Source organism: Pectobacterium aquaticum, from assembly GCF_003382565.3.
GTDB lineage: Bacteria > Pseudomonadota > Gammaproteobacteria > Enterobacterales > Enterobacteriaceae > Pectobacterium > Pectobacterium aquaticum.
In genome coordinates, this window is the sequence record NZ_CP086253.1 from 1,806,274 (window position 1) to 1,832,269 (window position 25,996).

Consider the following 25,996-nt stretch of genomic DNA (forward strand, 5'->3'; position numbering starts at 1 on the left):
GTGCCGGAATGCACATTATTTCTCTTGCCGCAGGGCGTTCAGTGTGTGCTAAAGAAGTAAACCCGAACGAGACTACCGTAACAGCAGCAGGATTGCGAGAAGTTTTAACCATTTTATTTATAAGATTTAATGATGTATTCAGCTAAAAAATGTCGATGTAAAAAATCTGAAATTATAGGGGTTTATACTGTCGATTTTTTAGGTAATAGCCGATTTAACAGGGTAATAGCGGCATCGCTCGCTGGCGTTAATAACCACCAACTCAATCCGACTAGAACAATCGAGAGCGAGCCGACTGCAATATCGGTAAACCAATGTGCACCAATCATGATGCGAGGCAATGAGAAAATCACCAAGATGGTCAGGCCGATAGCGAAAGCGGTACGGGTAAAATAGCGCAGCATAAAAGCCGCAAAGATCATCAACATCATGCCGTGGTCGCCGGGGAAGCTATCCGATGACGCATCTTTGGTCGGAATACCGGTTAAGTCTGAAACGCGGTTGACGTCACTAAAATAGAGCGTTGGGCTGGCGTGTTGCACCGGTAATAAATGTCCAGCCTGATTCAGCACGACAGCTGTTAACAGCATGATAAAACCGATAATCAATAAACGGCGACGCTCTGTGGGCGTGGCTTGCAGATAAAATGACAAATACAGCAATCCCATTGCCATGAGTGCACAAGCGTCAAAGGCGCGGTTATTGGTAACCGCGACCAGATGTAGAAACGCTGGACTATCGACCAAAAGATGGTTGAAATAGAAAAAGATATGGCTGTCGAGCGTGAACCAAAAGCCATGATTTTCCGGTAGATACCAGGATAAAAACAGGCCGATGCCCAACACATTGAGCGCTAAAATAGAACAAGAACGGGCAAATAACATAAGGCAAACTATCCAAACAAAGACGAAAAAATCCAGTTTACTCCACGTTAGCTAAACGAGCCTTTAACAACGAGGCTTGTAACGTATTCCATTCTGCCGGTGTTTCATTAATGACTTCGATACGGCTATCAATCGGTGCCACCGACCGGGTTTCTATATGAAGATCGTGGCCCTGACGGTTCACGACGAGCGTCCCTTCTTTTATACGCATCACCCCTTTAACCCGATTCACGGGAGAAAGGCGGACCCAGTCCAGCAGGGCTGCGGTATCAAAAGTGGTTTCAGGTGCGAATATCCAGCCACAGGCGTGGTAACCCTGTCCTTGATTGAGAGAGCGTCGCCAGGACTGCGCCTTTGGTAATTGCAAGGCGGCCAAATTATTTTTTGGCTTATGTGCGTGGTGATGGTCGCCATCTGGAAGTTCGCGCATACGCTCTTGCGATGAAGGAGGGCGCGGTTGCTCGAGCACCTGTCGATCAATGTTTCCCTGACTGGCCTCGATAATTTGTCGACCATCGCCGTTCGCCTGCTGCCACTGCTGTAAGGCCGCGAGATCGTCGGCGGTATAAGTATCGCGCTTGTTGGCGATAATAATGTCAGCGGCGGCAAGCTGATCGCGGAAGTTCTCATTTTCCGTATAGCGAGTATCACTCAATTGACGCGCATCCAGCAGACACAGCGTAGCCTGTAATGTCAGCCAGGGCTGGTAGATATCACTTGTCAGCAAGGAGAGAATTTGTTTCGGATGGCCGAGCCCCGTGGGTTCGATGAGCAACCGATGAGGCTTTTTCTGTTGCAGCAGCATATTCAGGCCAACCTGCATCGGCAAGCCGTTTACGCAGCACATGCAGCCGCCGGGAATCTCTTTCAATACCGCACCACTGTCCGCCAGTAGCGCACCGTCAATGCCCACTTCGCCGAATTCATTGACCAGCACCGCCCAGACTTCGTCTTCAGGTTTTTGCGACAGAAGATGACGAATCGTGGTGGTTTTTCCACTACCCAGAAACCCTGTAATCAAATTGACTTTCGTTAGCATGGCAGGCTCCTAATGCGGGGAAGGTTGACGTGTGCCGGATAGGTCATCCGGCGACAAGTATTGTGCGGGAAGCACAAGGTAGAATGTTAGTCTGCGCGACCCATGTAGCGACGTTCTGGAATATGAATACGGATCTTTTCACCCGCGCTCAGATATTCTGGAACGGGGATAACCAGACCGGTGCTCATGGTCGCAGGTTTGTTGCGTGAACTGGCTGAAGCACCTTTAATGCCCGGTGCCGTCTCAACAATTTCCAGATCGACCGTTTGTGGCAGTTCCAGCGCGATGATTTGGCCGTCCCAGCTCAATACCTGAATTCCCGGCATGCCGCCTTCAGGGATAAACAGCAGCTCTTCTTCTATTTGATCTTTTTTGAAGAGGTAAGGAGTGTAGTCCTCATCATCCATAAAGACGTATTCGTCGCCGTCAATATAGGAGAACGTGACCGTGCGGCGCGTCAGTGTGATGGTATCGATAATGTCGTCGCCTTTAAAACGCTCTTCCACTTTCAAACCCGTGCGGACATCAGAAAAACGCATTTTGTACAGCGTGCTGGCTCCGCGGGCGCTAGGGCTCTGGACGTCGATGTCCTTTACCAGCAATAACTTGTCGTTATAGTTAACGACCATTCCGCGTTTAATCTCGTTCGCTCTTGCCATAAAAATTACCTGCTATTAGGAGTGTGATTTTTGTGGCGACACGTTACTCGCGCCGAAGAGTTCAGGCAAGCATATACTCGTCATCCTTCAAATTTCATGTACGTTGGCTACGTTACTCGGCTCATCTCTGAGCCTCGCCCCTTTGGGGCCGCTGCAAGCAGCGTTCAAATCTGCTCCTGGCAGATTTGTCACTCACCCGAATCACTTACTTGTGTAAGCTCATCGGGATTAAATGAGAGACATCCTGTCTCTCACCAGAGGCCAGCCGTTGGCTGGTCAAATTCGTTCCCGACGAATTTGTCCTTCGCTTGCCGCCTGCCTGAAATTCGAATTATTTAGAGTATAAGGAAAAAAGGACTGATATTGGTTTTTGGTAGAAGGGCTGTTATGGTGGCGCTCTCTACTTCTTGTCAGCCCACCGGAGCTTGCTGATGGACTGTCGCCCCCATTGCGGTGCCTGCTGCATCGCGGCATCGATTTCAACGCCGATGCCTGGTTTGCCACACGGCAAGCCTGCAAACACACCCTGTATTCATCTTGATGAGGCGATGCGCTGCGGGCTGTTCCATTCTCCATTGCGGCCTGCGGTTTGCGCGGGGCTAAAGCCGCGCGCGGATATGTGTTTCAGCGATCGTGATGAGGCGATGATTTACCTGCTCAAACTGGAAGCCGACACGGCCCCTTAATGTGCAGCGATCAGGCGTCTTTGATGCGCCACATACAATAGATGGAACCGGCGATCATCAGCAGCGCGAAGAAGAAGACGGCGTGATAGTTCCAGATTTCAGCAACAATTCCAGCCAGTGAGCCGGAGATGATCCAACCAACGCGCGTGGTATTGGTAAACAGCGTGGTTGCCGCGCCTGCCTGTCCGGGCATCAAGTCCTGAAAGTAAAGCATGCCTATTCCGGCCAGAATGCCAATAAAGATCGCGTTCAGCACCTGTAACGCCAGCAGCGCTATTTCGCTATCAAGAACCAGCAAGCCGCCGAAGAACAGTAGGCCGGAGGCAACAGCAAGCCGCATCAAGAAACGTTTACCGAAGCGTTTGGCAACGTAGCCAGCAATCAGCATCACCGGAATTTCCAGCCCGGCTGCCACACCCATCATGATACCTGCCAGCTTTTCCGGCAAATGCAGTTCATGCACCAGATACAGCGGCATATTAATGAGGTAAATGCCGTTGCAGGTCCACATCAAGGTACAGGCCACGAACAGCAAGAGCGTGTCCTGACGGTTGCGGCGCGGTGATTCCAGCGTGGAAGTGGTCTTTTCCACGGTCTTGGGCATGGAAGGCAGAAAGAGTTTGACCAGAATGCCGCACAAGATAAAGACGACCGCGGCGGTCAGGTACATCGTCGTGAAGCCGAATCCCAGTGCCAGCGCAAAGGCGATAGGCGGGCCGACAACCCAGGCGAGAGAAATTTGCGCGCGGAGGATGGAGCTGAACATCGCCGCTTCACGACCCGTTTTATCCGCGTGCTCCCGTGCCAGTGCAAAAAGCTGCGGGTTAGCGGTCGAGCCAAAGCTGCTCAGCAACACGCCGATAAAGAGCAGAATAAAGTAGTTACGGTTCCAGGCAAACAGCATGCAGGCCAGTGCGCCCAGCAGGCAGCAGACGAAAATCAGCGATTTGCGATCGCCCTGACGGTCCGAACGCGTAGCCAGTATTTGGCTGACGACAATGCCGATAACCGCGCTGCCGGTATAAAACATCCCGACTAAGAAAGGACGAGCCTGTACTTCGCTGGAAAGAAAGAGGCTGAGCGTAGGAAGTTGCAGGGCACCGGCCGTTCCGGTCAGGAAGGCAATAACTAAAAATGCTGACGATGTCAGGTCGAGCGGACGTCGCGTTGTATGTGCAGGAGTGAACATAAATTGATAGCGCTTGGAAAATAGGCAGAGGCTGTCGAGCGCGACATAGTACTCGGGTTTATAATGAAACAGAAATCTTGTTTCATTATTTTTCGTCAGCATGGCTTCAGCCATTTGATGATTTTTGTTGGCGGGCAGCGCATCATCCACGCTAAAATGTGCGTGATGTCAAAATTCTGTTACGTCAGCAGCGTAGAAAGCTTGCATAAATGACGTAATAGAATGAGACTTTTGAAACGTTTCAGCGGAATTTTTTTGAAACGTCCTAACAATCGACACATTTTTTTCTCATAAAAGCTGAAACGATTCAACCTTCAGCAAGAGAGGAGTGCCATGTTCCAGTTGTCACAGCAAGATATTCATTTGGGCGCAGCGGCCAGTACTAAGCAGGAAGCTATCCAGCTTGTTGCTTCAGCGCTGACCGAGGCCGGGTGCGTTAACGCAGGGTATGTCGACGGCATGCTCCAGCGTGAACAGCAAACATCCACCTATTTGGGAAGCGGCATTGCTATCCCTCACGGCACAACCGATACCCGCGATCTGGTATTGAAGACCGGGGTTCAAGTATTTCAATTTCCTCAGGGTATTTCCTGGGGGGAAGATCAAACCGCCTACGTGGTGTTGGGGATTGCAGCCCGTTCTGATGAACACCTTGCGTTGCTGCGTCAACTGACTCACGTCCTGAGCGACGATCGCGTCGCAGCACGTTTGGCAAGCACAACCTCAGCAGAAGAATTACGTAGCCTGCTGATGGGCGAGCAGCAACTGGTGGAGTTCCGCTTTGATACCTCACTGATTGCGCTGGATGTGGCGACCGATAACCTGCTGACGCTTCAGGCGCTGAACGCGGGTCGTCTTCAGCAGGTCGGTGCAGCAGACGCCAGCTTCGTTAGTACCGCAGTCAGCAATAAACCGCTGAATCTGGGGCAAGGCGTGTGGTTCAGCGATAGCGCTGTTGGTAACCTCAGCAGCGCGGCTGCGGTGGCACGTCCGGCTACGCCGTTCAGCGTTGACGGCGAAAACGTCGCTTTACTGGTGACGGTCGCTGCGGCTGACGATCAGGCTTTTGCGCCGATTGGTTACCTGAGCAACCTGCTGATTGCGCAAAAAGCGGAACGTTTGCTGACAGCTGACGCACCGACGCTGCTGGCTCTTTTGACCAGCGACGTACCGGAAGAAAGTGAAGTGCTGACGGCAGAATTTAGCATTCGCAACGAACACGGCCTGCACGCGCGTCCAGGCACCATGCTGGTGAACGTGATCAAGCAGTTCAGCAGTGACATCACTGTCACCAATCTGGATGGCACAGGCAAACCGGCAAATGGTCGCAGCCTGATGAAAGTCGTCGCGCTGGGCGTGAAGAAAGGTCACAAATTGCGTTTCACCGCGAGCGGTAGCGATGCAGAACAAGCACTGGCCGCGATTGGCGACGCGATTACGTCCGGTTTGGGCGAGGGGGCAGCATGAGCAGGAGAGTAGCCACAATCACCCTGAATCCAGCTTATGATCTGGTTGGCTATTGCCCGGAAGTTGAGAAAGGCGAAGTCAATCTGGTTCAGACAGCGGGTCTGCACGCCGCAGGCAAAGGTATTAACGTTGCCAAGGTGCTGAAAGATCTCGGGATTGATGTCACGGTAGGTGGCTTTCTGGGTAAAGACAATCAGGATGGTTTTCAGCAATTGTTCAGCGAGCTGGGCATTGCCAACCGTTTCCAGGTTGTACCAGGACGTACGCGTATTAATGTCAAATTAACCGAAAAAGATGGCGACGTAACCGACTTCAACTTTTCCGGTTTTGAAGTGACCCAGCAAGACTGGCAGCGTTTCGTCAATGACTCGCTGAGCTGGCTGGGGCAGTTCGACATGGTCGCGGTGAGCGGCAGTTTGCCTGCTGGCGTCGATCCTGATGCCTTTACCGATTGGATGTCGCGTCTGCGCACGCAGTGTCCTTGCATTATTTTCGACAGCAGCCGTGAAGCGCTGGTGGCGGGACTGAAAGCCTCTCCTTGGTTGGTGAAACCAAACCGCCGGGAGTTGGAGATATGGGCTGGGCGTAAATTACCTACGCTGGCTGATGTGGTGGATGCCGCCCACGCACTGCGTGAGCAGGGTATCGCGCATGTTGTGATCTCACTGGGTGCGGAAGGTGCACTGTGGGTGAATGCATCGGGTGCGTGGCGGGCTTTGCCACCGGCTTGTGATGTGGTAAGTACGGTAGGTGCGGGCGACTCCATGGTTGGGGGGTTGATTTATGGCTTATTAATGCGTGAGTCCAGTGAGCACACTCTGCGTTTGGCGACGGCGGTCTCAGCGCTGGCCGTCAGCCAAAGTAATGTTGGTATTACCGATCGTCCTCAGTTGGCCGCGATGATGGCGCGTGTCGACCTGAAACCCTTTAACTGATACAGCAGGAGATAAACAATGAAAACGCTGCTGATTTTGGATAAATCACTGGGCTTGGCGAGAAGCCAACTGGTGAAGAACCTACTCGGTGCTGCCGCTGCGAAAGCAGGGGTAACGTTTACAGAACAGGCTAACGACGCTGAACTGGCGATCGTTCTGGGTGCATCCGCCGCGGCGGACAGCGCACTGAATGGCAAGCAGGTTTATGTCGGTGATATCGAACTGGCTGTTTCGCAGCCGGACGCTTTCTTGGCGAAGGCGCAGGCTGACGCCACGGTCTATCAGGCTGCGGCGTCAGCTCCCGTTCAGCAGCCCGCAGTTGCCAAGCGTATTGTGGCGATAACGGCGTGCCCGACGGGCGTCGCGCACACGTTTATGGCAGCAGAAGCGATTGAAAGCGAAGCAAAAAAACGCGGCTGGTGGGTCAAAGTGGAAACGCGCGGCTCCGTTGGTGCGGGCAACGCCATTACCCCTGAAGAAGTTGAACAGGCCGATCTGGTGATCGTGGCTGCGGACATTGAAGTCGATCTGGCGAAATTTGCTGGTAAGAAGATGTATCGCACCTCGACTGGGCTGGCACTGAAGAAGACGGCGCAGGAGTTAGATAAAGCGCAGGCTGAAGCCAAAGTATATCAGCCATCCGGGCAAGCCAGTGCGTCAAGCGCTAGCGAGTCTGGTCAGAAAGGCGGGGCAGGCCCGTATCGTCACCTGTTGACCGGCGTGTCTTACATGCTGCCGATGGTGGTGGCGGGCGGTCTGTGTATCGCACTGTCGTTTGTCTTTGGTATTGAAGCCTTTAAACAGGAAGGTACGCTGGCAGCGGCGTTGATGAAGATCGGCGGCGGTTCTGCTTTTGCGCTGATGGTGCCAGTGCTGGCGGGCTACATCGCGTTCTCCATTGCGGATCGTCCGGGCTTAACGCCGGGTCTGGTTGGCGGGATGTTAGCAGTGAGTACGGGGGCGGGCTTCCTCGGTGGGATCATTGCCGGTTTCCTGGCAGGTTATATTGCCAGAGCGATCAACAATAAACTGATTCTGCCGCAAAGTTTAACTGCGCTAAAACCGATCCTGATTATCCCGCTGTTCGCCACGTTGGCGACGGGTCTTATCATGATTTACGTCGTTGGTACGCCAGTGGCGAAAATCCTGACTGGCCTGACAGGCTGGCTGCAATCCATGGGTACGGCGAATGCGGTGATTCTGGGTGCAATCCTGGGTGCGATGATGTGTACGGATATGGGCGGGCCGGTTAACAAAGTGGCTTACGTCTTCGGTACGACCTTGCTCAGTAGCCAGATTTACGCGCCGATGGCCGCCGTTATGGCAGCTGGTATGGTGCCACCGTTGGCAATGGGTCTGGCGACCGTGCTGGCAAGCAAGAAATTCAACCCGACCGAGCGTGAAGGTGGTAAAGCGGCATTTGTACTGGGCCTGTGCTTTATTTCCGAAGGGGCAATTCCTTACGCGGCGCGTGATCCAATGCGCGTTCTGCCTTGCTGCATCATCGGTGGGGCACTGACAGGTGCGCTGTCGATGGCGGTGGGCGCTAAGCTGATGGCACCACACGGTGGTCTGTTCGTGCTGTTGATTCCTGGTGCGATTACCCCAGTTATTGGCTACCTGTTAGCGATCATTGCGGGAACCGCAGTGGCTGGTGTGCTGTACGCGCTGCTGAAACGCTCTGATGAACAACTGGCGAAAGTCGCGTAAGTCTGATTATCATCGTGAATAAAAAGTAATGCCATAACACAAGGATGTGGATGAGAGAGCGCCAGTTGGGTAAACCAACTGGCGCTTTTTACTATTATGGAGTGAAGAAGCTAATTAACGCTGGGCTTCAGATTTGAGCCAAGCGATTTCGTCGGCCCAGATATCGGGATTGATCGTTTCCAGAATCATCGGGATACCATCAAAGCGGGCATCTTTCATGATATAGCTGAAAGCGGTTTTGCCGATATTGCCTTCCCCCAGGCTATGGTGTCGGTCAACACGGCTGCCGAACGCGCTTTTGGCATCATTCAAATGCATTCCGCGCAGATAGCGAAAACCAACAATACGATCGAATTCAGAGAAGGTGGCTTCGCAATCGGCTTCTGTCCGAAGGTCGTAGCCACCGGCGAAGGCGTGGCAGGTATCGATACAGACGCCGACGCGGCTTTTATCCTCAACACCATCGATGATGGCCGCCAGGTGCTCAAAGCGGAAACCCAAATTACTGCCTTGCCCGGCGGTATTCTCAATCACGGCGGTGACGCCATCCGTTTCCGCCAGCGCGATGTTGATAGACTCGGCGATACGTGCCAGACAGTCCGCTTCCTCGATCTGTTTTAGATGGCTGCCGGGGTGAAAATTCAGCAGGCTTAGCCCAAGCTGCTGGCAGCGCGACATTTCATCAATAAACGCGATGCGTGACTTCTCCAGCGCCTCGGCGTCCGGGTGACCCAGATTAATCAGATAGCTATCGTGGGGCAGAATCTGTGCTGGCGTATAGGCGTACTGCTCACAGGCGGTTTTAAAACGGTCGATAAGCTCGGCACTGAGCGGCGCGGCCTGCCATTGGCGCTGATTCTTGGTAAATAAAGCGAAAGCCGTCGCCTGTATCTCATGTGCGCGAATCACGGCCTGATCGACCCCGCCAGATGCGCTAACGTGCGCCCCGATGTATTTCATGTTGGTCTCCTCTGGTAACGGAGACATTATGCAGGTTAATGAGACGTTAACAGGTAAATAATTTATCGTTAGCTGAATAAATGTTCGAAGAACAGATTAATGCCCGCACCGCCAACGACCAGCCAGAGAAACAGAACGAGTGCCAGCAGCAGCGGCTTTGCACCTGCCTGCTGGATGGCGCTGAATCGGGTTGTTAGCCCCAGCGCCACCATCGCCATGGTCAACAGCACATTATCGAGTTGTACCAACTGCGTGACGAGCGTAGGAGAAAGTAGCTGGAAGGAATTGAAGGCCGCTACGGTAATAAACCCCAGTGCAAACCACGGGAACATCAATGGAATCACGTCTTGCGCGACATTTTTTTGCGCCGTTTTTTTCAGGTAAAACCCAAGAATGAGAAGGAAAGGAGCCAGCATCATCACGCGCAGCATTTTGCTGATGACGGCGATGTTTTCCGTCACACCATCGATGGCATGCCCGGCGGCAACGACCTGAGCAACTTCGTGTATCGTCGAACCGAAGTACAGACCGACGATCTGCGGTGTGACGTCAATCCAGTGATTTTCGAGATTGAGCTGATAAAGCCACGGGTACAAAAACATCGCCGTCGTACCGAAAATCACCACGGTGGCAACGGAGACGGCAATCGCATTGCTGGACGCTTTGACCACGGGCGCGGTTGCCATGATCGCCGCCGCGCCGCAGATGCTGCTGCCAGCACCGATGAGAATCACGGTCTCATTGTCGAGTTTCAGCCAGCGCTTGCCTATCCAGCAGGCGAGTAAAAACGTCAACGTGACGACGGTAAGATCGACCGCAACACCGGTAAAGCCAACGGCAGTCACCTGCTGAAAGCTGAGGCGAAAACCATAAAGTATGATACCCCAGCGGAGTAAATGCTGTTTGGCCCACTGCACGCCTGGGTCACACAGCGGATGAAGACGCGGATAAACGCTATTTCCCAGTACGATCCCACTCAGGATCGCCAATGTCAGCGAACCCGGCCCCCAATGGGCGACTTTCGGAATATTTGCCAGCCAGAGAAGTGAAAAAGTTATTAAACTGACTAACAGTAGGCCAGGTAATCTCGCTTTTACTCCATCGGGTGGGGCTATTGTGTGTAATGTCGCAGGAAGAGCCATGGATTGGGTGCCTATTCTGACCGTACCGAAAATTGAGAAGCCAGCTTATAATCCACAAGATTAAAAGAGAAATTGATTATATATTTATAACCTATAAGTATTTCAGATAAAGAGCGCACTATGCATATCACGTTACGTCAACTGGAAGTCTTTGCCGAAGTTCTGAAAAGTGGTTCAACGACACAGGCTTCTGTTGTGCTTGCCCTGTCTCAATCTGCTGTCAGCGCGGCTTTGGCGGATTTAGAAGGGCAGTTGGGTGTCCAACTTTTCGACCGCGTGGGTAAACGTCTGGTGGTTAATGAACATGGCCGCCTGCTGTATCCCAAGGCACTGGCACTGCTTGAACAGTCGATGGAAATTGAGCAACTGTTCCGGCGTGATAATGGGGCGTTACGTGTGTATGCCAGCAGCACCATCGGCAACTATTTATTGCCTGCGATGATTGCCCGCTATCGTCATGCCTACCCTGACATTCCGCTGGAGCTGCATGTTGGCAATACGAAAGATGTGATCACGCGCGTATCTGAATTCAGTGTTGATTTGGGCTTGATCGAAGGCCCTTGCCATCACCCAGATTTGATTACACAGCCTTGGCTGGAAGATGAGCTGGTGGTGTTTTGCTCTCCCGAACATCCGCTCAGCCGGGGGGCTGTCTCATTAACTGCGCTGGCGGATGCGCACTGGATCCTACGTGAACGTGGATCAGGCACGCGCGAAGTGCTGGATCATCTGCTGCTGACGCACCTGTCGCATTTCCATCTGGTGATGGAACTCGGTAATTCAGAGGCGATTAAGCATGCGGTTCGCCACGGGATTGGTATCAGTTGTCTGTCGCGGCATGTCATTGCTGAACAGTTGGCGTCTGGTTCGCTGGTGGAGTTGAAGGTGCCGCTGCCTAAACTCACGCGGACGCTGTATCTGGTTCATCACCGACAGAAACATCTTTCAAATGTGCTACAGCGCTTCCTGAGTTATTGCTGCGAAACGCCATAGCGAAAATATTTTCTGCTGCTAATAATCGAGCGTGAGTTATTAACCTCTCTTATAACTCGACGATCTTAACTATTCAGCACAACGCTATTTGCTACAATCCCGCCTCGATTTTTAGCACGAGCATGCAGGATAACAATGGCTCAGCACGATATTCAACAAACTACACAGGGCGCACCGACCCTGCGCCGTGAACTGAAAGCACGGCATTTAACGATGATCGCCATTGGTGGATCGATTGGCACTGGGTTATTTGTCGCGTCTGGTGCGACGGTTTCACAAGCAGGCCCAGGTGGCGCACTTCTGTCTTATGCCCTGATTGGACTGATGGTTTACTTCCTGATGACCAGTCTGGGTGAACTGGCTGCGTTTATGCCGGTTTCCGGTTCGTTCTCCAGCTACGGTTCCCGCTATGTAGAAGAAGGGTTCGGCTTCGCGCTGGGCTGGAACTACTGGTACAACTGGGCGGTGACCATCGCGGTCGATCTGGTGGCGGCGCAGCTGGTGATGGGATATTGGTTCCCCGACGTCTCCGGCTGGATCTGGAGCGCGCTGTTCCTCGCGCTGATGTTCCTGCTTAACTACATTTCCGTGAAAGGATTTGGCGAAGCAGAATACTGGTTCTCACTGATTAAAGTGGTCACGGTCGTCGTTTTCATTGCTGTTGGCGTGATGATGATTACGGGCATCATGAGCGGCGCGGAAAATGCCGGATTCCACAACTGGGAGATTGGTGATGCGCCGTTTGCTGGCGGCTTCTCTGCTATGATCGGTGTGGCGATGATCGTCGGCTTCTCTTTTCAGGGAACGGAATTGATCGGCGTGGCGGCGGGGGAATCTCAGGAACCAAGTAAAAACATTCCGCGTGCCATCCGTCAGGTTTTCTGGCGTATTCTGTTGTTCTACATCTTCGCGATTCTGATTATCAGCTTAATCATTCCGTATACCGATCCGAACCTGCTGCGTAATGACGTCAAAGACATTACGGTGAGCCCGTTCACGCTGGTGTTTGAGAACGCGGGCCTGCTGTCTGCGGCGGCGGTGATGAACGCGGTCATCCTGACGGCAGTGCTGTCGGCGGGTAACTCTGGGATGTATGCCTCGACGCGTATGCTGTTTACGCTGGCATCGGAAGGGAAAGCGCCGCGCATTTTCGTGAGACTGTCACAAGGCGGCGTGCCGCGTAATGCGCTGTATGCCACCACCGTGGTGGCGGCGCTGTGCTTCCTGTCTTCTTTGTATGGCAACCAAACGGTTTACCTGTGGCTGCTGAATACGTCCGGTATGACAGGCTTTATTGCCTGGCTGGGGATTGCAATCAGCCATTATCGTTTCCGTCGTGGCTATGTTATGCAAGGACATGATCTGAATCGTCTGCCTTATCAATCGCGTTTCTTCCCGCTGGGGCCGATCTTCGCGTTTGTGCTCTGTCTTATCATCACGCTGGGGCAGAACTATCAGGCATTTCTGGAAGATAAAATCGACTGGTATGGCGTGACGGCGACGTACATCGGTATTCCGCTGTTTCTGCTGATTTGGTTCGGTTATAAACTGTATCGTGGAACGCACTTCATCAAGTATCAAGAGATGACGTACCCCGATCATAAGGACTAAATCGTAAGAACGCGGCTAACACCTGCTTTTTACCTTGCCATTTCTTTTCACGCCGCTGAGGAAATTTTCATTAGCGGCGTTTTTATTCGTAGTAACTTCCTTTTTATATCAAATATTTTGAATTTTATTGTTGCTGTACATACCTTTCTGATAGCGTCTTCCTCTTCCTGTTGAGTCTATGCATCATTTCTGCTGTTTTTCTCGTGAATGTATTCTTTCTGATTAACAGCGTGGCTTAGTCTTGATCCGTTATTACGGGTATCTCATTGCCGATGTCATGATAACAATGAGCAGCAGACTTTATTGTTTTTGTGATATTTCTGAATGTCGACGCTAACAATGTCGGTGAATGAAATTCATTATATTAGGTATTGTTAATTGCTTTAATGCTGACTACGCTTCACGTTACGGAGTGATGGATTTCCGATGAGGCAGGAAGTGTAACGTTATTAATACGTTCGTTGTCTTGTGTCATACAGAGAATTTAATTCATTATTTTTGTATGAGAATACCTGTCGTGATTGCCGACTGCGGAGTCCTTGATATCTGCAAACGGAAATTACTGTATAAATAGCAACCAGGGCACGATGATGTTAAAAATTACCTTTTTGGATAAAGGCTCACTGCCTGAAACCATTTTCCTGAAAAAGACGAGTTTTAGGCGTCCACAATGCCGCCATGAATGGATTGAATATAACTATACCTCGCCCGATCAGGTTATCGCCCGAGCAAAAGACACCCACGTTATCATCACGAATAAAGCCCTATTAACGCGAGACACCTTAGCCGCGTTGCCTGCGTTGAAGCTGATTGCTGTAACGGCAACAGGCACCGACAATATTGATCTTGTTGCTGCCAAAGAACTGGGTATCACGGTCAAAAATGTACCGGGCTACTCGACGCAAGCGGTATCCGAGCACGTGATTGCCATGATTTTTTCGCTAAAGCACAGCCTGATGGCGTGGTATCGCGATCAACTGAGTGACCGCTGGGCCAGCCAGTCGCAATTTGCTTATTTTGATCATCCAGTTAAAGACATTGCAGGCGCTACGCTGGGCATCATCGGCGCGGGTTCGATTGGGCGGGAAGTCGCGCGGCTGGCGCAGGCGCTGGGGATGAAGGTGATTTTTGCTGAGCGGAGAGGTGTCTCACAGTGCCGCGCGGGTTATCTGCCGTTTGAGGAGGTTCTGCGGCTGGCAAATGTGATTTCACTCAACTGCCCGCTGAATAAGAGTACGCAGCATCTGATTAATGCAGAGACGCTCGCTTTGTGTAAGCCCACGGCATTTATTATTAACACCGCCAGAGGCGGGCTGATTGATGAGCGTGCTCTAGCAGAAGCCTTGCAGCAGCGCGTCATTGCTGGTGCTGCGCTAGACTGCCTGACACAGGAGCCGCCAGCAAAGGACAACCCATTAATGGTGGCAGCGAAAACCCTGCCTAATCTTCTTATTACCCCCCATATCTCCTGGACGTCTGCCTCATCGCTGCAACTGTTGATGGAAAAGATGATTGAAAATATTGATGAGTATGCTCAGCAAAACGGATACAAATAACGTGTAATTTGATTTCGCTGAGTATAAAGGAATATAGCTTGGCAGAGAAATGATGATATTCATCAATTTTAACTGATTATCAAAACTGAGCGTTTCATCAGATCGAATTTTTCGCTGTCGATTATTCCTGTCGCTCTCGCTATATCGGCAGGGAATGAAAGTGGTGCACGTCAGACCTAAAGTGAGAACGTTATTATTTGTGATTATTCCGAACCACTATTAATTGTATGAGCGAATATTTATTTTTTAATAATAACGGAAGTAAATAATAGAACGAGTGCAGCGATAGGTGTCGGCGGCAAAACGCGGCTTAATGAGAGAAGGCATTGGTGGGCTGTATTATGAATCCGCCCCGAATTCTGATGAATGGGGCGGAAATCAGAGAGTATCAGCGTTTCTGGATATACGTCATGGCTAGCGCGAGTGCCAGAACCAGACCTTTGATGATATCCATCGCGTAATAAGGTACGGAGAGCATCACCAGTCCATTCTGCAAGACGCCAAGAATAACGGCACCGAGCAGCGTACCCAGCGCATTCGGCTTACCAGATCCTGCCAGCGAGAAACCGATGTAGGCCGCGGCAACGGCATCCATCAAATAGCCCCCCCCGGCATTGACCTGCGAAGAGCCAATGCGTGATGCCAGTAAGATCCCGCCCAGCGCCGCGAGTAGTGAAGAAAACACGTACGCCTGTACCCGATAACGCGCCGTGCGAATACCCGCCAGTCGCGCAGCTTCTGGGTTACCGCCGATGGCATACATCCGGCGACCGTGCTTGGTGAGAGACAGATACAACTGCACCAGTACCGTTACCGCTAGCATGATGACAACAATGACCGGCACCTGACCCAGCGTGGCAAAGAACTCAGGAATGACGCCTTCCGCCATTTCGCCGCTGGGCAGCACCATGTTCTGCGTGATCGAACCGCCGTAGCTGTAGGTCATCGCTACGCCCTGAATGACGAACAGGCTGGCGAGCGTTGCCAACATATCGGGAATCTTCAGCACGACGATGAGGAAGGCGTTGAATAGCCCGACCAGCGTACACAGCAGCAGCGTCAGGACAATCGCACCCGTGGTGCCGAATCCATGCCAGACGAAAAGCGAGATAACCAGCGCATTAGCTAACGAGGCCGTCGACCCTACGGAAAGATCGAAGCCGCCCACGGACAGCGAAATAGAGACGCCAATGGCAATCACCGTAACGATGGCGATAGAACGCAGGATATTGATGATGTTATACGGGTCGAGAAAGTTCTCCGACGCCAGTCCGAAAAGGGCAATCAGCGCAACAACCGTGATCAGCATGCCCCACTTATAGAGAAACTCGAAAACGTGGTGACGGAAGGGGAGCGCCCCGTTAGATGAAAGTGGGTGACTCACGCGGGAGTTCCTCCAGTTGAATAGAAAAGTAGGGTTTCTTCGTCAATCTCAGCCGCGTTCAGCTCTGCGACAATGCGGCCATCCCATAGCACGCAGATGCGATCGCAGAGCCCGACCAGTTCGGAGAACTCGCCCGACGCATAAATAATGCCTTTGCCCTGACGGGCGAGGCCATCAATGAGGGTGAACAAGTCCTGTTTGGCCTTGATATCCACGCCTTTGGTGGGCTCGTCAAAAATCAGAACCTGTGCTTCACTGCGCAACCACTTGCCGATAGCGACTTTCTGCTGATTCCCACCCGACAGACGCGCTAGCTTTTGCGCCGGACCTGTGGTGCGAACCGCCAGCCGTTCAACGATCTGTTTTGCCCAGCGCAATGCCTTGCCACGGCTGAATATACTCCAACGGGAAAAGCTGTCGGTGGCGGTGATGCTGAGATTCATGGTGACGGATTCATCAATAAAAATACCTTCTTTGCGCCGCTCTTCAGGAACCAGCGCCAGACCCTGTTCGACGGACCGGTGTGGCGAATGCGGTCGCCAGGGTTTACCACGATATTCACCCTGCGCGATCTGGCAGGATTCTGCGCCGAATAGCGCTTTACACAGCTCGGTTTTCCCCGCACCAGCCAGTCCGGCAATGCCCAGAATTTCCCCTTTGCGCAGCGTGAGAGAAATATTGTGCAGCAGCGTTTCGTCGTGTAAACCGGTGACCTGAAGCAGCGTTTCTGCGGAAGGGGTTGTTCGGCGTGGCGGGAAGATATCGTCGAGCCGATGCCCCAGCATTCTCTCTACAATCTCTTCGCCGCTGAGCCCCTGCATCGCACCGCTGCTGACAAACTCGCCGTCACGCAGAACGGTCAACGTATCGCAGATTTCGCTCAGTTCATGAATACGGTGGGAAATAAACACGATCCCGATGCCATCGGCCTGTAAACGGCGTACCACCTCGAAGAGGCGCGCGCTTTCGGCCTGATCCAGCGGAGCAGTGGGTTCATCCAAAATCAGGAAACGACATTCGTGGGATAACGCGCGGGCGAGCAGAATTTGCTGTTTCTCCGCGAGCGAGCAGGTATCTAGCCGTTGGCGAACATTGAGGTGGACGCCAAGCTGATCAAGTAGCGCCTGCGCCTGACGATAGATCTGCGGCCAACTCAGCAGATGTCCGTCCTGCGCCAGCGTATCCAGCATAATGTTTTCCGCCACGGACAGCGTGGGGACCAACGCAACATCGACTTCCTGCTGCACCAGATGAATGCCGTATCGCTTGGCATCACGCGGTGAATGCACATCGACCTGCTTGCCATTAATCAGAATGTCGCCCTGATAGTGATCGTAAGCGCCCGACAGGATAGTCATCAGCGTGGATTTGCCTGCGCCGTTTGCGCCGGTCAGGGCATGAATCGAACCACCTTCCAGTGTGAAATTAACCTGCTTGAGGGCGTGGAAACCAGAAAAGGAGATGGAAATGTTGTGCATTTCCAGTCGGCTTTGGGAGGTAGGGATCATGGTCGGTAACGCTCTTGGCGGTCAAGGTCATGAAATAACGGAAAAGAAAGGTAGCACATATCCCCGCAAATTTAATACAGCTTCAAGTGTTTGAGAATCATTGGCTATGAACGAAAAGGCATAAATTAAATAAAAAAGTTCTTAAGCTGGCGCAGGCAAGTGAATAAGATGGAATTATCAATAGAGTAGCGCAGCAGATTCGGCTGTCAGACAAACATAAGATAAGAGCCGTGCTCAAGCGAGGGCACGGCGAGGAAGATTCAAACATGCACACAACGACAGTCCGCGTACAGGTTGGCCCTGCTAACTATTTCTCTTTCTCTGGCGCTATCGATAAGCTGCTGGAATTTTATCCACCAGATGTACTGAAAAACGCGCTGTGGATCTACGGTGAGCGGGCGATTGCGGCGGCTCGACCGTATTTACCAGCCGAGTTCGATGCGCCTTCAGCCCGCCGCGTTCAGTTTGGCGCGCATTGTAGCGAAGGGGAAGTGGCAAAGCTGGTGGCGCAGGCGGGCGATGAGTGTCAGGTCGTCATTGGCGTCGGCGGCGGGGCGGTGTTGGATACCGCGAAGGTCGCCGCGCGTCATATTGGCGTGCCGCTGGTGGCAATTCCGACCATTGCGGCGACCTGTGCGGCCTGGACGCCGTTGTCCGTGTGGTATAACGATGCTGGGCAGGCGCTGCGCTTCGAGATTTTTACCGATGCTAACCATCTGGTGCTGGTGGAGCCGCGGATTATGCTGGCGGCACCGGTGGAATACTTACTGGCTGGCGTCGGTGATACGCTGGCGAAGTGGTATGAAGCCGTCGTTCTCAGTCCTCAGCCGGAAACGCTGCCGCTTTCTGTTCGGTTGGGCTTACAGGCCGCACTGGATATCCGCAATGTATTGCTGCAACAAAGTGCCACTGCGCTGGAAGCCGTCGAGCGTGGTGAATTGACGCAGGATTTTCTGGATGTCGTAGATGCGATCATTGCCGGTGGCGGCATGGTTGGCGGGTTGGGTGAACGCTATACCCGCGTGGCGGCGGCGCATGCGGTGCATAACGGTTTAACAGTGCTGCCACAAACCGAACGCTTCCTACACGGCACCAAGGTGGCTTATGGCATTCTGGTACAAAGTGCTTTACTGGGCGATAGCGACACGTTGCACCAGTTGAAGGCGGCGTTTAAGGCATTCGGTTTGCCGACTACACTCGCCGCACTGGACGTGGATATTCACGATCGCGCCGCGCTTCAGGCGGTTATTGCCCGCACCTTGCAGGCGGGGGAATCCATTCATTATCTGCCGTTGACGCTCAATGAAGACGTCCTGCTGGCGGCATTTAACACCGTTGAATCTACCGGGGAATAACTACATAGGAAGAGGAGGGCGGAGAGCATTCTCCGCCCCAAAGACTTTATCTTGAAAAACTATGCTTTATCTCTAAAAATCATGCTTTATCTCTAAAAATCATGCTTTATCTTTAAAAACTACTGCGTTTTCTCGTAGGGGAATGAATTTTTGATAAAGCTGGCGTAGTAACGGTACTTTGTCTTGCTTGCCATCAGCTCTTCATAAATCATGCGTGCTACGCCGCTGTAGAGATAGATGCTCCCATTGAGCAATTCGACTTCCAATTGGCTTTTTTCTGCATCGTATCCGACTGAAAACAACTCTGCTGATGAAACTCGTTTTCTCTGCAAAATTAATCACTCCCAACGTGTCAATGCCGCATCCTGACGGTATACCGCCTTTGAGCTATAGCGTGTTATAGCTCGAAATATATCGGGGGTAAACAGCAGCATATCGTTATTAGTTCATGAATAATCAGTAAACGCTCACAGAATTCTTGCTCTGTCGCCCAGCGACCCGCTTTGTTTGTCGTCGATGAGGTGATATTCCGATCGCACCATTAATCCTGAGCAATAGCCCGCAGAAAAGCTGGCTGGCTTTCTATCCGCTCAATGTATTGTTGGATATGCGGGTAGTGGCTGAGGTCCAGACGCGTTTTCGCCAACACCAGCGGGACGGCCATTTGGATATCGGCACCGCTGAGCGACTCTCCCGCAAACCAATCTTGTTTAGTTAAATGCTGTTCGATGAACTGAAGTTGCGTCGTCAGCCGCGGCACAATAAAGGCCTGCTCGATGCTTTGCACAATTTTGCGTGCGATAGGGCGGATGAAAAACGGCATCGGCGCGGACTCTGCTTTCGCCAATACCAGGCGCATTACCAGCAGTGGCATGAGAGACCCTTCGGCAAAATGCAGCCAGAAGCGATAATCCAGCAGCGCTTGTCCACTCTGTGGACGAAGTCTGCCATTGCCGTAAGTCTCAATCAGGTATTCCACGATTGCCCCGGATTCGGCAATCGTCAGTTCGCCGTCGGTAATCACTGGCGATTTCCCTAGCGGGTGAATTTGCTTGAGCGACGCTGGGGCGCTAAACGTTTTTGGGTCACGCGCGTAGCGAATGATTTCATAATCAACGCCCAGTTCTTCCAGTAACCAGGTCGCGCGGGTTGAGCGGGATTTTTCGAGGTGATGAACGTGTATCATCAAGGTTTCCTTTTTGTTTGTCTTGGTTCCGTCATTCAGCACGGGCAGGTGTGTGATTGTTTTACTGAGAGTTGCTGTAACAGGGAAGTGAAAATAGCACTCGGGAAACGTCCCCCGAGTGCGGTTATCAGCGAGATGAGCATAGCCCATTATTCGTATCGTGATTATGCATACAACTATTTATGCGTAAAAATTTATGCGTACAAATTTATGCGTACAAATAGTGGGCGTGGAAGCGCAGGTGATCTTCGATAAAACTGGCGATAAAGAAATAGCTGTGGTCATAGCCGGACTGTGTCCGCAGCGTCAGCGGCCAGTCATACTGGCTTGCCAGGGCTTCCAGTTTCGCCGGTTGCAACTGATCGGGGAGGAACTGATCGCAATCGCCCTGATCGACCAGTATGGGCAGCTTCTTCCGGCTATTTGCCAGCAAATGGCAGCTATCATATTGCAACCACGGCGTTTCATCCTCGCCGAGGTAGGCGGTCAGCGCCTTGCGCCCCCACGGAACCTGGCTTGGGTTAACGATCGGTGCGAACGCTGACGCAGACAGGAACTGATCTGGGTTGCGTAGCGCCAGCATCAGCGCACCGTGCCCGCCCATTGAATGCCCACTGATGGACTGACGGCTATTCACGTTAAAATGTTGCTGGATCAGCGTGGGTAATTCACTGCTGATGTAGTCATACATCCGGTAGTGTGCCGCCCAGGGTGCCTGCGTGGCATTCACGTAGAATCCTGCGCCCTGACCCAGATCGTACCCCGCGTCGTCTGCTACGCCATCGCCGCGCGGGCTGGTGTCTGGCATGACCAGCACCAGACCCAGCTCGGAGGCAATGCGCTGTGCACCGGCTTTCGTCGTAAAGTTTTCGTCGTTGCAGGTTAACCCAGACAGCCAGTAAAGCACGGGCGGCGGCGTGTCATCCTGTGTCGGTGGCAGATAAATGCTGAACGTCATGGTAGTGTTCAGCGTTTCTGACACATGGCGGTAGCGCTGTTGCCAGCCGCCAAACATACGGTGTTCTTCCAGCAGTTCCAGTGATGAAGTCATCGCTGTACAGCCTCCTCTATTCTGTTCCTGACAGTAGTGCAATTAACCGAAATGAATCACAGAGCGAATCGATTTGCCTTCGTGCATTAAATCGAATGCCGTGTTGATCTCGTCCAGCCCCATCGTGTGGGTGATGAAGTCATTCAGCGGGAATTCACCTTTCAGGTAACGATCGACAATGCCTGGCAGCTCGCTACGGCCTTTCACGCCGCCGAAAGCAGAGCCGCGCCATACGCGACCCGTCACCAGTTGGAACGGACGCGTGGCGATTTCTTCACCTGCACCCGCCACGCCGATGATGATGGATTCGCCCCAGCCTTTATGACAGCACTCTAGCGCGGAACGCATGACATTGACGTTACCGATACACTCGAAGGAGAAGTCCACGCCGCCATCGGTCAGTTCAACGATGACGTCCTGAATCGGCTTAGCATAATCTTTCGGGTTAAGCAGATCGGTGGCACCCAGCTTACGCGCCAGATCAAATTTGCTGGTGTTGAGATCGATACCAATGATGCGTCTGGCCCCTGCCATTTGCGCACCGATAATCGCCGACAAACCAATGCCGCCGAGGCCGAAAATCGCAACCGTATCGCCCGCTTTCACTTTTGCAGTATTCAGCACGGCACCCATACCCGTGGTGACGCCACAGCCCAGCAGGCAGACTTCTTCCAGTGGCGCTTCTTTATTCACTTTCGCCAGTGAAATCTCAGGCACAACGGTGTGCTCTGCGAAGGTGGATGTGCCCATGTAATGGAAAATCGGCTGGCCGTTTTTGGAGAAACGGGTGGTGCCGTCCGGCATCAGACCTTTACCCTGCGTGGCGCGAATAGCCTGACACAGGTTAGTTTTGCCGGAGCGGCAGAACTTACATTCGCCACATTCTGGGGTGTATAGCGGAATAACATGATCGCCAACGGCAACGCTGGTCACGCCTTCCCCGATAGCTTCGACAATCCCGCCGCCTTCATGGCCAAGAATCGCAGGGAACACGCCTTCAGGATCTTTGCCGGACAGCGTGTAGGCATCCGTGTGGCATACGCCGGTTGCGACGATGCGCACCAACACTTCACCTTTCTGCGGTGGCATCAGATCCACGTCTTCAACCGACAGTGGCTGGTTGGGGCCCCAAGCGATGGCGGCACGGGTTTTAATCATTTGCATGGTGGTGACTCCTAATGGCATTCCGTTATGGGTAGTAAATTGAATGACAGGACGTGGCATTGTTCGCTGTGTCGTCCCCTCTTAAACAGGGTCATTCATGGAAAACAATGGGTTCATTCCGACTGAGTGGGTGGTTCAATCATGCTGCCCTGTTCAATAATCAGCTTTTTAAGCGCCTCGACATTCGGGCCGAAGGCGTCGCGTCGCCAGACGAGCCAGGTGGACGCGGCGGCGATGTCGGGTGATAATTCATGTACCTGAACGCGCGTGCCTGCCGGCAGTGATTCGAGTACGGCATACGGGATCATGGCCAGCCCGGCACCGCTGGCGACACAGGCAAGCATGGCATGGTATGAGTGAATTTCCATGATGGTGCTGGGCACCACGCCATCCTGTCGGAACCAGTTCTCAAGGCGCTTTCTATAAGAGCAGCTAGGACGGAAAGCAAACAGCGTATCGTGGCTGGCATCCCGTGCATGGGTAATCGGCGCGTGCGTCGTGTCAGATATCAGCACTAACCGTTCCGCAAAACACGCACACCCATTTAGTTCATCGTAGACGACAGGCCCATCGACTAACGCGGCAGCCAATGTTCCCGCGCGCACGCGCTCAATGATTTCCCCCGATGTACCGGTATTCAGGGACAGCGAAACGTTGGGATAACGCTGGTGGTAAGCCGCTAATAGCGTAGGTAAACGGGTTGCCGCAGTGCTTTCCATCGAACCGAACGCGAAATTACCGGCGGGTTCTCCCGTGCGCGTCATGCTGATCGCTTCTTCGCTAAGTGCCAGGATGCGCTGTGCATAACATAAGAAATTGTGCCCAATAGGGGACAGGCGCAGGCGCTGTTTCTCACGGATAAACAGATCGGTGCCCAGTTCCAGTTCCAACTGGCGCAACCGCGTGGTCAGATTGGAGGGCACCCGATGAAGCTGCTCTGCGGCGCGTGCGACGGAACCCGTTTCGGCGACGAGACAGAACATGCGCAATTGGGTCAAATCCATAACTTTCTCTTTTTGTAATGAACTGGCGTTGAATTATTCACTTTTTGTGAATTGTAACGGTAAGTGGTGCATTTCGCAACTGGCTTGGGTCATACGGACGGTGAACACCACCTAAATCTGGCGATATGAAACAAACCCTGATGAAATTCACGTGCGTAATTATCATCAGGGTTAATATTTGGGATAAAGAAGCGATAGAATGATCGTGTTCTGAATTAATAGCACCGTAACCAACTTTATTGCGAATAGATGCCTGTTTTTAAGATGAAAGTCTCTTATGAAAATAAGAATAATCACAAAAATAAAATTGTTTTTCTGTTTTAAAAAATGACGAATTAATAAAAGTCAAATTAAAACAAATGGTTAATTTTTTTGATGAATAGGCTGTAACCAAAGGATAGCCAACGCTATCGCAATTCTTCATTTTGATCGCATTTATTGATGTAAGGGCGTAAAGTGCTTATGTAAAGTGCCGATAATGTTAATGTCTAGTAAGAATATCCCGTAGCTATTGTAATAAAATTTATTCTTTGTCATTAAACGAAAACAACGCTAACTAATGGAAGAATCAACTCTTCATTGAATGACTTAACGTGTGGTGTATTTCCAATTAAAAATGTGCAGCCATGTTGCGGAAAGCGAAAAGAAAAATCGCCAGATAATTTATAGGAGTCTTCTGTGAACTTTTTAAAAAATATTTCAATTAGAACAATGCTCTTAACAATATTGGGCCTGTTTTTGTTTTTATGGGGTAGTGCATCTTTCTTCACTACTACCTCATTAAACAACATGACTGGACTATTGGAATCGGGTGAAACTCAGCGCAAGAATGTCGAGATGTTGGTAAAAGGCAATGATCAGTATTTTCGTACGGTTACCCGTGTCGTTCGTTCGATGGATTTCCAGCAAACGGGTGATGTCGCTGATGCTGAAAAGGTATTCACGGCAGCAACGGCGGCGTTTAAGATCACATCGGATCAACTCGCTCTGTTCAAATCTGTTCAGCATATTGGCGTCGATAAAGCAACGTCAGACAATATGATCGCTGCATGGACCCAACTGCTGGATAACGGGTTGACGCCGATGCTTAATGCCGCACGTGATAATCGTCAGGATGAATTTCGCCAGCTCTTTCGTAAAACGTATCCACCACTCAGCGTCTCGTTTGGCGCCAACATGGATAAATACCAATCCGCCATTCTTTCGTCGACAGAAACCTCAATGCGTGAAGTCTACGGTCTGGTTGATTGGAGTTATTATATTCTGTTAGGTGCAGCGGTTCTTGGGTTGCTTATCCTGCTGCTGACGGATCGCTATCTGGTTCACTATCTGGTCAAGCCGCTGAATATGATCAAAGGCTATTTCCAGGCGCTGTCTGGTGGACAGCTTGGCCATCCTATTAGTGAATTTGGTAATAATAATGCAGGGCAATTAATTCCTTATCTGAAAGAAATGCAGGACAGTCTGGTTAACACGGTATCCATTATCCGCGACAGCTCTGCATCGATTCATCAGGGTTCAAGCGAAATTAAAAGCGGCAACAACGATCTGTCCGCACGCACCGAGCAGCAGGCGTCTGCACTGGAACAGACTGCTGCCAGTATGGAAGAGCTGAGTGCGACGGTGAAACAGAATGCCGATAACGTTCATCAGGCCACCAAACTGGCGCAGGACGCGTCCGTTGCGGCGAAGAAAGGGGGCGATGTCACGGCAGATGTGATGGCAACGATGGCGAGTATTACAACCAGCTCGAAGAAAATTGCCGACATCACCAGCGTCATCAACGGTATTGCCTTCCAGACCAACATTCTGGCGTTGAACGCGGCGGTCGAAGCTGCCAGAGCCGGTGAACAAGGCCGTGGTTTTGCGGTCGTCGCGGGCGAAGTCCGTAATCTGGCGCAACGTAGTGCTCAGGCAGCGAAAGAAATTGAAAGCCTGATCACCGAATCGGTTGCCCGCGTCAACATGGGATCAAATCAGGTTACACAAACCGGCGAAGCGATGGATTCCATTATTTCCGCCATTACCCGAGTGAACGATCTGATGGGCGAAATCGCATCAGCATCGGATGAACAGAGTCGCGGTATTACCCAGATTGGTCAGGCTGTTACCGAGATGGATGGTGTCACACAGCAGAACTCCGCGCTGGTACAGGAGTCTGCCGCTGCCGCCGCATCACTGGAAGATCAGGCACGTCAGTTAACTGAAGCAGTATCGGTATTCCAGTTGTCGGGTTCAGAGGCACTTCGTCGTCCACAGCCGCGTCTGGCGGATAAAGCGCCAGCAGCGCAGAAGCCGATGTTACTCGCGGGCGCTGGCGGTAAAAAAGGTAATACTAACGACAACTGGGAAACCTTCTGATAACCCCACAACACGCGGTGTCAGTGCGCTGACGCCGTAAAAATCAGATAATTTATCGTTAAAAGCACTGGAATAGTCTCCCAGTGCTTTTTTGTTTATCACTGACTTTTGTTTATCACTGAATCGTTACGACGGAATAGGCATTTTTTTAT

23 protein-coding genes are annotated in these 25,996 nt (G+C 51.9%); 9 read left to right on the top strand and 14 right to left on the bottom strand.

Going from position 1 to position 25,996, the window contains the following annotated elements; all coding sequences use genetic code 11:
* Window positions 1-182: 182 nt before the first annotated feature.
* From DMB82_RS08490 to yeiP, 3 genes are all read right to left on the bottom strand, one after another.
* Window positions 183-884, bottom strand: a complete 702-nt coding sequence (locus DMB82_RS08490; protein ID WP_102118850.1) for a phosphatase PAP2 family protein — start codon at window positions 882-884, stop codon at window positions 183-185.
* 37 nt (window positions 885-921) lie between these two features.
* A complete protein-coding gene (locus DMB82_RS08495; RefSeq protein ID WP_102118849.1) occupies window positions 922-1,923 on the bottom strand; it encodes a CobW family GTP-binding protein in 1,002 nt (333 codons plus the stop codon).
* A gap of 86 nt (window positions 1,924-2,009) precedes the next feature.
* Window positions 2,010-2,582 (bottom strand): elongation factor P-like protein YeiP, encoded by a 573-nt coding sequence (gene yeiP, locus DMB82_RS08500; RefSeq protein WP_010277377.1) that lies wholly within the window; start codon window positions 2,580-2,582, stop codon window positions 2,010-2,012.
* A gap of 431 nt (window positions 2,583-3,013) precedes the next feature.
* Here yeiP and DMB82_RS08505 point away from each other — a divergent pair, with 431 nt between their 5' ends.
* Window positions 3,014-3,268 (top strand): hypothetical protein, encoded by a 255-nt coding sequence (locus DMB82_RS08505; RefSeq protein WP_102118848.1) that lies wholly within the window; start codon window positions 3,014-3,016, stop codon window positions 3,266-3,268.
* 10 nt (window positions 3,269-3,278) lie between these two features.
* Here DMB82_RS08505 and setB read toward each other — a convergent pair whose 3' ends face one another.
* On the bottom strand, window positions 3,279-4,457 hold the full coding sequence (setB, locus tag DMB82_RS08510) for a sugar efflux transporter SetB (protein ID WP_116163536.1): 1,179 nt from the start codon (window positions 4,455-4,457) through the stop codon (window positions 3,279-3,281).
* 333 nt (window positions 4,458-4,790) lie between these two features.
* Here setB and fruB point away from each other — a divergent pair, with 333 nt between their 5' ends.
* The 3 genes from fruB to fruA are packed head-to-tail and all read left to right on the top strand — an operon-like array spanning window position 4,791 to window position 8,569.
* Complete coding sequence (gene fruB / locus DMB82_RS08515; protein WP_102118847.1) at window positions 4,791-5,924, top strand: fused PTS fructose transporter subunit IIA/HPr protein; 1,134 nt, start codon at window positions 4,791-4,793, stop codon at window positions 5,922-5,924.
* The gene (gene fruK / locus DMB82_RS08520) at window positions 5,921-6,859 is read left to right on the top strand and encodes a 1-phosphofructokinase (RefSeq protein ID WP_014699594.1); all 939 of its coding nucleotides are present in this window, start codon (window positions 5,921-5,923) and stop codon (window positions 6,857-6,859) included. The genes fruB and fruK overlap by 4 nt, the downstream gene beginning before the upstream one ends.
* An 18-nt stretch (window positions 6,860-6,877) precedes the next feature.
* Window positions 6,878-8,569, top strand: a complete 1,692-nt coding sequence (gene fruA / locus DMB82_RS08525; RefSeq protein WP_116163504.1) for a PTS fructose transporter subunit IIBC — start codon at window positions 6,878-6,880, stop codon at window positions 8,567-8,569.
* Window positions 8,570-8,683: 114 nt separating this feature from the next.
* Here fruA and nfo read toward each other — a convergent pair whose 3' ends face one another.
* Both nfo and DMB82_RS08535 read right to left on the bottom strand, forming a co-directional pair.
* Window positions 8,684-9,529, bottom strand: coding sequence for a deoxyribonuclease IV (gene nfo / locus DMB82_RS08530; RefSeq protein ID WP_116163502.1), 846 nt, complete (start codon window positions 9,527-9,529; stop codon window positions 8,684-8,686).
* 68 nt (window positions 9,530-9,597) lie between these two features.
* Window positions 9,598-10,671: a YeiH family protein gene (locus tag DMB82_RS08535; protein ID WP_116163500.1), complete on the bottom strand. Its 1,074-nt coding sequence runs from the start codon at window positions 10,669-10,671 to the stop codon at window positions 9,598-9,600.
* Window positions 10,672-10,791: 120 nt separating this feature from the next.
* Here DMB82_RS08535 and yieE point away from each other — a divergent pair, with 120 nt between their 5' ends.
* From yieE to DMB82_RS08550, 3 genes are all read left to right on the top strand, one after another.
* Window positions 10,792-11,664: a DNA-binding transcriptional regulator YeiE gene (yieE, locus tag DMB82_RS08540; protein ID WP_116163498.1), complete on the top strand. Its 873-nt coding sequence runs from the start codon at window positions 10,792-10,794 to the stop codon at window positions 11,662-11,664.
* 135 nt (window positions 11,665-11,799) lie between these two features.
* Window positions 11,800-13,275 (top strand): amino acid permease, encoded by a 1,476-nt coding sequence (locus DMB82_RS08545; protein ID WP_116163496.1) that lies wholly within the window; start codon window positions 11,800-11,802, stop codon window positions 13,273-13,275.
* Between the two features lie 587 nt (window positions 13,276-13,862).
* On the top strand, window positions 13,863-14,831 hold the full coding sequence (locus DMB82_RS08550) for a 2-hydroxyacid dehydrogenase (RefSeq protein WP_102118842.1): 969 nt from the start codon (window positions 13,863-13,865) through the stop codon (window positions 14,829-14,831).
* Window positions 14,832-15,219: 388 nt separating this feature from the next.
* Here the strand turns inward: DMB82_RS08550 and DMB82_RS08555 are convergent, their stop codons facing one another.
* Window positions 15,220-16,140 carry an ABC transporter permease gene (locus DMB82_RS08555; protein ID WP_207193806.1) on the bottom strand — a complete coding sequence of 307 codons (921 nt, stop codon included), beginning with the start codon at window positions 16,138-16,140 and terminating at the stop codon, window positions 15,220-15,222.
* Between the two features lie 71 nt (window positions 16,141-16,211).
* A complete protein-coding gene (locus tag DMB82_RS08560) occupies window positions 16,212-17,723 on the bottom strand; it encodes a sugar ABC transporter ATP-binding protein (RefSeq protein WP_116163494.1) in 1,512 nt (503 codons plus the stop codon).
* 266 nt (window positions 17,724-17,989) lie between these two features.
* Between DMB82_RS08560 and DMB82_RS08565 the strand changes: the two genes are divergently transcribed.
* The gene (locus DMB82_RS08565; protein WP_116163492.1) at window positions 17,990-19,078 is read left to right on the top strand and encodes an oxidoreductase; all 1,089 of its coding nucleotides are present in this window, start codon (window positions 17,990-17,992) and stop codon (window positions 19,076-19,078) included.
* Between the two features lie 119 nt (window positions 19,079-19,197).
* On the opposite strand, the gene DMB82_RS08570 is transcribed toward DMB82_RS08565, so the two are convergent.
* From DMB82_RS08570 to DMB82_RS08595, 6 genes are all read right to left on the bottom strand, one after another.
* A complete protein-coding gene (locus tag DMB82_RS08570; RefSeq protein ID WP_102118839.1) occupies window positions 19,198-19,410 on the bottom strand; it encodes a KTSC domain-containing protein in 213 nt (70 codons plus the stop codon).
* A 209-nt stretch (window positions 19,411-19,619) separates the two neighbouring features.
* Window positions 19,620-20,264, bottom strand: a complete 645-nt coding sequence (locus tag DMB82_RS08575; RefSeq protein ID WP_102118838.1) for a glutathione S-transferase — start codon at window positions 20,262-20,264, stop codon at window positions 19,620-19,622.
* A gap of 208 nt (window positions 20,265-20,472) precedes the next feature.
* Window positions 20,473-21,315, bottom strand: a complete 843-nt coding sequence (gene fghA, locus DMB82_RS08580) for an S-formylglutathione hydrolase (RefSeq protein WP_102118837.1) — start codon at window positions 21,313-21,315, stop codon at window positions 20,473-20,475.
* Between the two features lie 42 nt (window positions 21,316-21,357).
* Window positions 21,358-22,479: an S-(hydroxymethyl)glutathione dehydrogenase/class III alcohol dehydrogenase gene (locus DMB82_RS08585; protein ID WP_167469154.1), complete on the bottom strand. Its 1,122-nt coding sequence runs from the start codon at window positions 22,477-22,479 to the stop codon at window positions 21,358-21,360.
* A 113-nt stretch (window positions 22,480-22,592) separates the two neighbouring features.
* Window positions 22,593-23,483: a putrescine utilization regulator PtrR gene (gene ptrR, locus DMB82_RS08590; protein ID WP_116163490.1), complete on the bottom strand. Its 891-nt coding sequence runs from the start codon at window positions 23,481-23,483 to the stop codon at window positions 22,593-22,595.
* A 536-nt stretch (window positions 23,484-24,019) separates the two neighbouring features.
* Window positions 24,020-24,253: a hypothetical protein gene (locus DMB82_RS08595; protein WP_189645174.1), complete on the bottom strand. Its 234-nt coding sequence runs from the start codon at window positions 24,251-24,253 to the stop codon at window positions 24,020-24,022.
* On the opposite strand from DMB82_RS08595, the gene DMB82_RS08600 reads away from it, so the two are divergent.
* Window positions 24,162-25,844 (top strand): methyl-accepting chemotaxis protein, encoded by a 1,683-nt coding sequence (locus tag DMB82_RS08600; protein ID WP_102118835.1) that lies wholly within the window; start codon window positions 24,162-24,164, stop codon window positions 25,842-25,844. The two genes, DMB82_RS08595 and DMB82_RS08600, sit on opposite strands and share 92 nt — an antisense overlap.
* Window positions 25,845-25,996 lie beyond the last annotated feature (152 nt).

Bases quoted from the DNA above. Each gene is read 5' to 3' on its own strand.
- DMB82_RS08575 (WP_102118838.1), bottom strand. From the start codon at position 20,264: ATGATACACGTTCATCACCTCGAAAAATCCCGCTCAACCCGCGCGACC.
- DMB82_RS08545 (WP_116163496.1), top strand. From the start codon at position 11,800: ATGGCTCAGCACGATATTCAACAAACTACACAGGGCGCACCGACCCTG.
- fruK (WP_014699594.1), top strand. From the start codon at position 5,921: ATGAGCAGGAGAGTAGCCACAATCACCCTGAATCCAGCTTATGATCTG.
- DMB82_RS08505 (WP_102118848.1), top strand. From the start codon at position 3,014: ATGGACTGTCGCCCCCATTGCGGTGCCTGCTGCATCGCGGCATCGATT.
- DMB82_RS08495 (WP_102118849.1), bottom strand. From the start codon at position 1,923: ATGCTAACGAAAGTCAATTTGATTACAGGGTTTCTGGGTAGTGGAAAA.
- DMB82_RS08535 (WP_116163500.1), bottom strand. From the start codon at position 10,671: ATGGCTCTTCCTGCGACATTACACACAATAGCCCCACCCGATGGAGTA.
- DMB82_RS08560 (WP_116163494.1), bottom strand. From the start codon at position 17,723: ATGATCCCTACCTCCCAAAGCCGACTGGAAATGCACAACATTTCCATC.
- DMB82_RS08565 (WP_116163492.1), top strand. From the start codon at position 17,990: ATGCACACAACGACAGTCCGCGTACAGGTTGGCCCTGCTAACTATTTC.
- DMB82_RS08490 (WP_102118850.1), bottom strand. From the start codon at position 884: ATGTTATTTGCCCGTTCTTGTTCTATTTTAGCGCTCAATGTGTTGGGC.
- DMB82_RS08585 (WP_167469154.1), bottom strand. From the start codon at position 22,479: ATGCAAATGATTAAAACCCGTGCCGCCATCGCTTGGGGCCCCAACCAG.
- fruA (WP_116163504.1), top strand. From the start codon at position 6,878: ATGAAAACGCTGCTGATTTTGGATAAATCACTGGGCTTGGCGAGAAGC.
- DMB82_RS08555 (WP_207193806.1), bottom strand. From the start codon at position 16,140: ATGCTGATCACGGTTGTTGCGCTGATTGCCCTTTTCGGACTGGCGTCG.
- DMB82_RS08550 (WP_102118842.1), top strand. From the start codon at position 13,863: ATGATGTTAAAAATTACCTTTTTGGATAAAGGCTCACTGCCTGAAACC.
- nfo (WP_116163502.1), bottom strand. From the start codon at position 9,529: ATGAAATACATCGGGGCGCACGTTAGCGCATCTGGCGGGGTCGATCAG.
- setB (WP_116163536.1), bottom strand. From the start codon at position 4,457: ATGTTCACTCCTGCACATACAACGCGACGTCCGCTCGACCTGACATCG.
- ptrR (WP_116163490.1), bottom strand. From the start codon at position 23,483: ATGGATTTGACCCAATTGCGCATGTTCTGTCTCGTCGCCGAAACGGGT.
- fruB (WP_102118847.1), top strand. From the start codon at position 4,791: ATGTTCCAGTTGTCACAGCAAGATATTCATTTGGGCGCAGCGGCCAGT.
- yeiP (WP_010277377.1), bottom strand. From the start codon at position 2,582: ATGGCAAGAGCGAACGAGATTAAACGCGGAATGGTCGTTAACTATAAC.
- fghA (WP_102118837.1), bottom strand. From the start codon at position 21,315: ATGACTTCATCACTGGAACTGCTGGAAGAACACCGTATGTTTGGCGGC.
- yieE (WP_116163498.1), top strand. From the start codon at position 10,792: ATGCATATCACGTTACGTCAACTGGAAGTCTTTGCCGAAGTTCTGAAA.